We start from the raw sequence: 8,505 nt of genomic DNA, 5'->3' as shown, positions 1-8,505 counted from the left end.
CAAGCGTCGCCGCGTGGATCGCAAGACCGGCAGGATCAGCATCAAGACCGTCTACGCCGTCACCAGCCTCACCGCCGAACAGACCACACCCGCCGACCTCGCGAGCTTGATCCGCGACCACTGGAAGGTCGAGGCCCTACACCATGTCCGAGACGTGACGTTCGCCGAGGACGCTTCCCAACTGCGGACCGGCACCGCCCCTCGCGCCATGGCCACCTGGCGCAACCTCGCCATCGGCGCCCTCCGCCTCGCAGGGAGCACCAACATCGCCGCCGGCCTGCGATACAACGCCCGCGACGCACGACGCCCCCTCGCCCTCCTGGGACTCACATAGCCACAACCCGACTATGCCGAAACCCTGGGGCTTGCGTGACCACGGAACGGCACCCCGCCGAGACTCTGCCCACGGGCCTACTCGCCCGGCGGAACTCGAACGAAGCCCTCGGTCCATTCGTCCGCATCGAGCTCGTACGGGTCGAAGTGGAAGCACTCCGGTTCATCACGGAAGCCCGGTAGCAGTCGAGCCTGCCGCACACGCTCTTCAACCCGTTCAAGGGTTGAGTAGATGCCGAGCAGCTTTACGTCGTCGCCGTCTGACTCGTCGCAGAACACGCCGCTCTCATCGACGTGCACTGTCGAGCCGTCGTCGCCGGCTTCGTTCTGGTGGCCGACATGCCACAGCGGATACACGATCACGGGCACGAAGCTATCAGCACTCGAGTTCGTGGGGCCTGCGACGTTCGGCGCCCCTCACCTCCTGGGACCTCACGATCACAAACCGGGCATCACGCGACTTCGCCGAGGCCCTGGGCTGCCCGTCACGGCGCCGACTCGATTTTCCGCATTTGATTCCCCATTACCGTTCTCCGGTTGGCAGCCGGCCCGAACGAAAAACCGGGTGAACGGGAATCTGATACCGGACGTATTCTCACCGCGCTCGCCCACGCATTTTCTAGAAGCCGCTGAGCAACCTTTCTGCCATTCCCGTGAGCGGTGCCCGCAGGATCGGCTGTGGGCTGGGAAAACGAGCGCCGATACCTGCCGGGAGATCAATTCGGGCCGCCCTGGAATAGCTCGAATCGAAATTTTTTCAGCCCGCACCCGTTTACCTCGAATTCACTCGCAGCGCCTTCCCTGCGCGATGCAAGCGCACCTAGGCTGCCGCTCGGTCGAAATTTACCTCTGCCAACCGCAGGGGAATTCTTCCACTGGGTCCGGCTGATTTCACTTGACGGAAAAGGAGCCTCCAGGTGACGGGTACAAGCCGTCGGAACTTTCTCGGTATGGCTGGCGCATCGCTGGCCGGTGCCGCGGCGACTCAACTGCTTCCAGGCGCGATCGGCAAGGCGCTGGCGATCGAACCCACCCGCAGGACAGGGACGGTCGAGGACGTCGAGCACGTGGTGATCCTGATGCAGGAGAACCGCTCGTTCGATCACTATTTCGGCACGATGCGGGGTGTGCGCGGGTACGGGGACCCTCGGCCACACATCCTGCCGAACGGCCGGCCGGTGTGGCACCAGCCGCCGGCCCGTGTACACACCGGACGATACAACGGCCGGGGCCTGCCGGCCGATGCGGAGTACGTGCTGCCGTTCCCGGTGGATGCGCTGCGCACCAGCGAGTACATCGCCGGGACCGATCACGGGTGGGGCAGCGGGGAGCTGCTATGGAACGAGGGCCGATACGACGGGTGGGTGAGCGAGAAGCAGGACGTGTTCACCATGGCTCACCTGAAACGGTCCGAGTTGCCCTATCACTTCGCCCTGGCGGAGGCGTTCACCGTGTGCGACGCGTACCACTGCTCGATGCCTGCCGACACCGCCCCGAACCGCATCATGCTGTGGAGCGGCACGATCGACCCGCAAAACCGGATGGGCAGCAAGCCGAACGGCCCCGGTATCGGGGAGCGCGGTGGCGTCAACGGCTATACGTGGACCACCTACCCGGAGCGGCTGCAGGCCGAGGGAATCAGCTGGAAGCTCTATCAGGGCGGCACCGGGATTCCTGGCCAGCCGACGGACAACTTCACCGACAACTCACTGGAGTTCTTCGCCCGTTATCAGGTCCGGGAGGGTGCATCGGGACCGCTGGTGGAGCAGGGCGTGTCCACCCATACGCTGAAGGAATTCCGCAGCGACGTGGTGAGCGGGAAACTGCCGCAGGTGACCTGGATCGTCCCGCCGTACCAGTACAGCGAACATGCCTCCGCCTCCCCCGCCGACGGGGCGTACTACATCGACCTCGTCCTGGAAGCCCTCGTCGCCAACCCCGAGGTGTGGAGCAAGACCGTCCTGATCATCAACTACGACGAGAACGACGGTCTGTTCGACCACGTCGTTCCCCCCATGCTGCCTGTGACCAACAAGGTCGGCACCGACGGGCTCGTATCGCAGAGCCTGGCAGCCAGCCTGGCCGACGAAATCCTGGACTTTGACGTCTGGCGCGCGGGCGAATCGCCGTCGGGCGACAGTGCCCGAGGGAAGCAACCCGCCGGGTTGGGTTCCCGTGTGCCGATGATCGTTGTGTCGCCGTTTTCGAAGGGCGGCTGGGTCTGCTCCGAGGTGTTCGACCACACCTCGGTGCTGCGGTTCCTCGAGACTCGATTCGGTGTCGCCGAGCCGAACATCAGCGCCTGGCGGCGCTCCGTGTGCGGTGACCTCACCTCCGCGTTCGACTTCGCCCGGCCCGACAGTGAGCCCGTCACCCCTGCGGTACCGCAGCCGATGCAGAGTCAGCACCAGCCGTTCTCCGTCACGCTCCCACAGGCGATGCCTCAGCAGGAACCCGGTGTCCGCCCAGCCCGGCCGTTGCCGTACCGGTTCGCCGTCGGACTCAGCGACAAGCGGGATGCGAAGTCGCTCTCGCTGCAGTTCGTCAACAGCGGAAACGCGGGCACGTACTTCTACGTGTACGCACACAACGACGCGCCGCGCCGCTACACCGTGGCTGCTCGCGACACCATCAGCGACGTCTGGGACAGCGCCCTGGCAACCGATGCGCAGGGCCACTACGACCTGCGCGTGACCGGGGCCAACGGATACCTCGGCCACTTCACCGGCACCACCGCGAACACCACGGAACCGCGGGTGTCGGTACGCCTCGACCACACCGAGAAATCACGGCTGGTCCTCGACGTCAGCAACCCTGGTACTGCCCCCCGAACGCTCCACATCCGTAACGACTACAGTCACGCCGCGGAGCGCACCGTCAATCTCAAGCCGGGCAAAACCACTAAGATCACGTGGGAAACCGCATCTGCGCACGGCTGGTATGACATCTCGGTGACCGACACGGCCGACCCGAGCTACCTCCGCCGGTTCGCCGGCCACCAGGAGACGGGACGTCCCAGCTTCAGTGATCCCGGGCCGATACGGTAACCGGTCCGGGTTGCCCACAGTCTCATCCGTAGACCGACCGGCAAATGGATCGCTTGAGGCTTCGAGTGTTAGGGGCTGCCGTCCCAGCGATAGCGGCTCGTCGAGCGTCGAATGAGCATGCGGAGCGTGACGAGTGCGGCGGCGAGGTAGAGGTAAAAGTCCACGACCTCGCCGCTCCTCTCGGTGCAGCGCCGCAGCTTGCCGTAGTCGTTCATCCACGAGTGCGTGCGCTCCACCACCCAGCGCTTTCCGGCCTGGATCGGGGCGGGCACGCCCTTGCGGGCGATCTGGGCCGAGAATCCCAACTCGCCGGTGGGCACACGCGACTTGATGCTGTCGTACCCGCGGTCGAGGTTGACGTTGACGGCTTCCGGCATCGCACCAGTCTGCTCTTTGGCCGCTGCCAGGGTGGGGGAAAACCTGGAAGGCGGAGACGATCGTGGAGCCGTACGAGAAGGTGTCCGGCTCGGCCTCCGTGAGCGCGCCGGCCGCGAGCGGGGCCACGAGAAAGGTAACTGGGCGGGGTGCCGTCCAGGACCCCGGGCCCGGTGATCCGGGCACGGACGGGCCGCCCTGGGCCGATGATCTCCGCCTCGGTCTGTGCGCCGGCTTCCTCGGCTTGGCCAAGGCGTTGCCGGCTCGCCCTGGCCCGCGGGCGGGCCCGTGAACTCCAAGGCCGGTTTGACGCACCGGCCACGGTGGTCGCACGCGTGTGCGCCGGGAGCCTGGCCCTGCGCAGCCGCCCGGTCGGCCTGGCTGTCCCGTCCCCGTCCTGGCCGGAGCCGGCGGCCCCGCGCCCGGCGCTGTCCGGCTCATCTCCCGGACACATGGACCAGGGCCCGTTCGGCCGGCGGGCACCGGACGGGCCCTGGTGGACAGCGGGGACCCTGCGGCCCGGTGCCCGCGCCGCGGTTCTCTAGACGTCGAGCCAGACCGCGTGATCCGTTGCCAGCACACCGTCCTCGATGGAGGTGCTGCCGAGGAGGACGGAGGAGTGGTCGGGGAGTGGGTACGGGGTGGCGGAGAGGTTGACCACGCAGACGAAGCCGGGGTCGCGGCGGAAGGCGAGGACGCCGGGTGGAGCGTCCAGCCAGGTCATGGTGCCGTCGCCGAGGGCGGGGTGTGTGCGGCGCAGGCGCAGGGCGGTGCGGTACAGCTCCAGAATGGAGGTCTGGTCGCCGGTCTGTGCCTCGACGGAGAGCTCGTTCCAGTTGGCGGGCTGGGGCAGCCAGGGTGTGGCGGTGGCGTTGTCGGGGCTGAAGCCGAACGGCGGGTGCCGCCCGGACCAGGGGATCGGCACCCGGCAGCCGTCGCGGCCGGGGTCGGTGTGTCCCGAGCGCTCCCAGATGGGGTCCTGCAGGACGTCCTCGGGCAGATCCTCGACTTCGGGGAGGCCGAGTTCCTCGCCCTGGTAGATGTAGGCGCCGCCGGGGAGGGCGAGGGTGAGGAGGGCGGCGGCGCGGGCGCGGCGTGTGCCCAGGTCCAGGTCGAGGGGGCCGTCGGGTGCGTAGCGCTCGCCGGCGACCCAGTGCTTGGCGGCGTTTCGGCCGTAGCGGCTGGGGTGGCGCATGACGTCGTGGTTGGAGAGGACCCAGGTGGCGGGTGCGCCGACGGCGCCGAGCATGGCGAGGGAGTCGTCGATGACCGTACGCAGCTCCTCCGGGTCCCAGTCGGCCATGAGGAAGTCGAAGTTGAAGGCGGTGTGCAGGGCGTCCTTGCGGACGTAGGCGGCGAGGCGCTCCGGGGTGTCCGCCCAGGCTTCGGCGACGAAGCACCGCTCCCCGTCGAACTCGTCGGCGACCTTGCGCCAGGCGCGGTAGATGTCGTGGACGTCGTCGCGGTCCCAGTGCGGGTGGTCGAGGTGCTGGCGGGGCTCGTGGGCCGCCGTGTCCGGCCGGGGCGGCACGTCGGGCAGTTCGGGGTCCTTGACGAGGCCGTGGGCGACGTCGATGCGGAAGCCGTCCACGCCCCGGGCGAACCAGAACCGCAGGATGTTTTCGAACTCGGTGTGGACGTCGGGGTGGTTCCAGTTGAGATCGGGCTGCTCGGGGGTGAACAGGTGTAGGTACCAGTCGCCGTCGGGCAGCCGGGTCCAGGCCGGGCCGCCGAATTCGGAGATCCAGTTGTTGGGCGGCCGACTGCCGTCGGGGCCGCGGCCGGCCCGGAAGACGTACCGCTCCCGCTCCGGGCTGCCGGGGCCTGCGGCCAGGGCTGCCTGGAACCAGGCGTGCCGGTCGGAGGTGTGGTTCGGGACGATGTCGGGGATGACGCGGATCCCGTGCCGGTGCGCCTCCGCGATGAGCTGCTCGGCATCGGCCACGGTGCCGAACAGTTCGTCGATCGCGCGATAGTCGGCCACGTCGTAACCGTGGTCGGCCATCGGCGACTTGTACCAGGGGTTGATCCAGATGGCGTCCACGCCCAGTGACTTGAGATACGGCAGACGGGAGCGGATGCCGGCGATGTCGCCGACGCCGTCGCCGTCGCCGTCGGCGAAGCTGCGGATGTAGACCTGGTAGATGACTGCGCTGCGCCACCACGGTGAGGTACCGGGAACGGACATGCGGTTGATTGCTCCTTGGGGGGCGGGGGTGTGGGGTGGCTGTTTCGCTGGTCCGGCGCCCGACTGTGACAGCCCGGGCGCAGGGTTGTTCGCCAGGCTGTCGTCAGCAGCAGCCCGCCAGGGTGTTGGCACTGGGCCCGGCTATGGGCGTCAGGCCGTAGAAGACGCGCGGCGCGCCGTCGAGCGTGAGTGTCACCTGGCCCCGGGCCGGTGGCAGCTGCCGGCTGCGGCCGATGGCGTCCAGCTCGCGGACGGCGTTGCCGGCGGTGACCGTGAGGAGGGTCTTGGTCGGCCAGGGGTCGGCCCAGACCTCGGGGGCGGGGAAGTGCCAGTCGGTGCGCTCGCCGGAGGTGTTGAGCAGATAGCCGTCGGCCCGGTTCCACAGGACGACCGCCGGGCCGTCGGGTGTGTCGAACCACAGGCCGAAGGTCTGCGGGTCGGGGAAGGTCAGCCGGCCCCGGAAGGCGGCCTGGTCGAGTGCGCGGGCCGCGGTCGCGTACGCCAGGAGCGACGGCTTCGGGCTGAGGTCGCGGTTCATCAGCCCGTAGTGGTATTCGACATTGTCCGGATCGGCGACCTGCGGCATGCCCAGCACGCTGTCGTGGAACTGGTACCAGCACACGCGGGTGATGCCTTCGGCCTTCGCCAGTGCCAGGGTGAGCAGGACGTTCTCGGCGGCGTGCCGGTAGGTGTCGTGCCACCAACTGTTCGGCTTGGTCGGCGCGTAGGCCTCGGTCAGCCAGATCTCCTTCTCGCCGTGCTGCGCCATCAGCGCCTTCAGCTGCTTCAGCCCGCCGTAGAAGTTCCAGTACGTGCCCTCGGAGCCGGTGCCCCAGTCGCTCCCCGGCGGTATGTAGTCCGGGGTGAAGTTGCCGCGGCCGGGGTGATAGGCGAACGCGTCGATCAGGTCCCAGCCGCCGGCGGCGATGAAGTTCTCCACCCAGCGTTTGTCCATCCCGGCGAGTCCGTTGTTCATCAGCTTGACGGTGGCACCGGTCGCGGCCCGTCGGTCGAAGACCGGGCGCAGGGCCCGGTCAAGGTAGGCCTGGGCGGCTGTTCCGGTGTTGAACGGCCGGTTCAGTTCGTTGCCGACCTCGAAATAACCGGCTCCGGCCGCCTCCGCCACGGCCAGTTTGTCGGCCGCCCAGGCCGCTGCCTCGGTGTCGGTCGCATCGAGGGACGGCTGCAGTTCGATGTTGTGGCGGATGCCCCGTGCGTCGAACGCCGAGGGCGGCAGGCCCGGACCACCGTCGTAAGCGATGCGGACCAGTGAGATACCGACCCGCTGCCAGAGGTCGAGTACGGAGTCGGCGCTCGGCCGTTGCAGCCACGGGTAGTTGGCGATCCCGAACATGCTGTCCACGCCGGCCTGATAGGTGAACGGCGGCAGCATCGCGAGGTTCGTCCGGGCGAACGCCTCGTCGGCCCCGGACCGTACGACGACCTCGGCGAACGCGATGCCGGCGGCCGGCGCGGGCACGGTGAAGGTGTGCTGCCAGGTGCCCGCCGCGGCGACGCTGCCGGTCACGGTGGTGGCGGCCAGTTGCGCGCCGTCGAAGTCGCGTACCGACAGCTCCAGTTCGGCCGTACGCGCGGCGCCGCCGTTGGCCACCAGGGCGGTGAGCTGCATCGGCTCACCGGGGACGTCGTAGAGGTTGAAGTCGCTGTCGGTGGTCAGCTCGAGGCCGAGTTCGCGGCCGCGGCCGATGGTGGCCGTGGCCGACGGTCTGGTCTCGGAGAAGAAGAAGTCGGCCCTGCTGGTCCACCCGCCGGCCGGGTCGGCCGTTCCCGGAGCGTGGATCCAGGTCGTGTTCGTCCAGGCCTGGCGTGAGCGTTCCAGCAGGAACAGCCCGTGCAGACTGCCCCAGGTCGAGGTGTGGGCGACACCGGCGGGTTCCTCGTAAGGGATGCCGCCCCCGGCGTCGCGGACCCATTCGGCGATCGCGATGTAGTCGTCGGGCGCGGTCGGCGCCTGGATCGCCCGGCTGAACAGAAAGCCGTCCGGCAGCAGGGTGTCCGCGCCGGTGATCCGCCACTCCAGCCGGGCGTGGCCGGTGGTGACGCTGAACCAGCCGGCGACGGTGGTCGGTCCGGCGGACGCCTCGAAGGTGTAGTCCATCCGGATCGCCGGTGTCCCGTCCGACAGGGCGGCCAGCGCGGGGGTGCCGCCGGTCGACAGGTGGATGCCGGTGAGCTGGTCCTTGATCTGGAACTTGGACCCGGCACTGCGGGTGACACCGGCCGTGTCGCGGATGGCGAGACGGCCGCCGACGCTCGCCAGCAGGCTGATCCCGCCGGCGGTCAGGGTGACATCGCCGTCCGCGGCGTGGGCCGTCACGGCGGTGGGCTCGGCGATCAGTACGACGCCGACGGCGAGCGCCGCGCCGAGAAGACCGCGACGGCTGAGGCGGGCGCCTTGGGCATCTGAGGGTGTCATCGTCTGCTCCTGTCTGGCCGAGAGCTGTTCTGATAATGCGTATCTTCAACGTCGCGACATGGACGGTCTCAATCAGATGTGCTGTCGGTCAAGGGGTATTGCGCTTTTGTTTCGGGCGGTTTAAC

4 protein-coding genes and 2 pseudogenes are annotated in these 8,505 nt (G+C 68.5%); 2 read left to right on the top strand and 4 right to left on the bottom strand.

The genetic code is table 11. The annotated features are described in order from the left end of the window. Nucleotides 1-334 (top strand): annotated as a pseudogene (locus ACZ7IB_RS36190) (ISAs1 family transposase); the annotation flags it as partial. A 77-nt stretch (nt 335-411) separates the two neighbouring features. Here ACZ7IB_RS36190 and ACZ7IB_RS36185 read toward each other — a convergent pair. Continuing rightward, a complete protein-coding gene (locus ACZ7IB_RS36185; protein WP_266694083.1) occupies nt 412-696 on the bottom strand; it encodes a DUF7336 domain-containing protein in 285 nt (94 codons plus the stop codon). Nucleotides 697-1,283: 587 nt separating this feature from the next. On the opposite strand from ACZ7IB_RS36185, the gene ACZ7IB_RS36180 reads away from it, so the two are divergent. Further along, nucleotides 1,284-3,380, top strand: coding sequence for a phosphocholine-specific phospholipase C (locus tag ACZ7IB_RS36180; RefSeq protein ID WP_470918512.1), 2,097 nt, complete (start codon nt 1,284-1,286; stop codon nt 3,378-3,380). Between the two features lie 68 nt (nt 3,381-3,448). On the opposite strand, the pseudogene ACZ7IB_RS36175 reads toward ACZ7IB_RS36180, so the two are convergent. The 3 genes and pseudogenes from ACZ7IB_RS36175 to ACZ7IB_RS36165 all read right to left on the bottom strand — a co-directional run. Continuing rightward, nucleotides 3,449-3,667, bottom strand: a pseudogene (locus tag ACZ7IB_RS36175) (IS5/IS1182 family transposase); the annotation flags it as partial. Between the two features lie 629 nt (nt 3,668-4,296). After that, a complete protein-coding gene (locus ACZ7IB_RS36170) occupies nt 4,297-5,943 on the bottom strand; it encodes a glycoside hydrolase family 13 protein (RefSeq protein WP_470918510.1) in 1,647 nt (548 codons plus the stop codon). Nucleotides 5,944-6,046: 103 nt separating this feature from the next. Beyond that, nucleotides 6,047-8,380, bottom strand: coding sequence for a hypothetical protein (locus ACZ7IB_RS36165; RefSeq protein WP_470918508.1), 2,334 nt, complete (start codon nt 8,378-8,380; stop codon nt 6,047-6,049). Between the last annotated feature and the right edge of the window lie 125 nt (nt 8,381-8,505).

This window comes from Streptomyces sp. NPDC037301, assembly GCF_055602785.1.
The sequence above is the reverse complement of the archived record's forward strand: the minus strand, read 5'-3'. Positions and strand labels throughout refer to the sequence as shown.

Coding starts and splice junctions, on each gene's coding strand:
- ACZ7IB_RS36180 (WP_470918512.1), top strand. CDS start 1,284: ATGGCTGGCGCATCGCTGGCCGGTGCCGCGGCGACTCAACTGCTTCCA.
- ACZ7IB_RS36170 (WP_470918510.1), bottom strand. CDS start 5,943: ATGTCCGTTCCCGGTACCTCACCGTGGTGGCGCAGCGCAGTCATCTAC.
- ACZ7IB_RS36165 (WP_470918508.1), bottom strand. CDS start 8,380: ATGACACCCTCAGATGCCCAAGGCGCCCGCCTCAGCCGTCGCGGTCTT.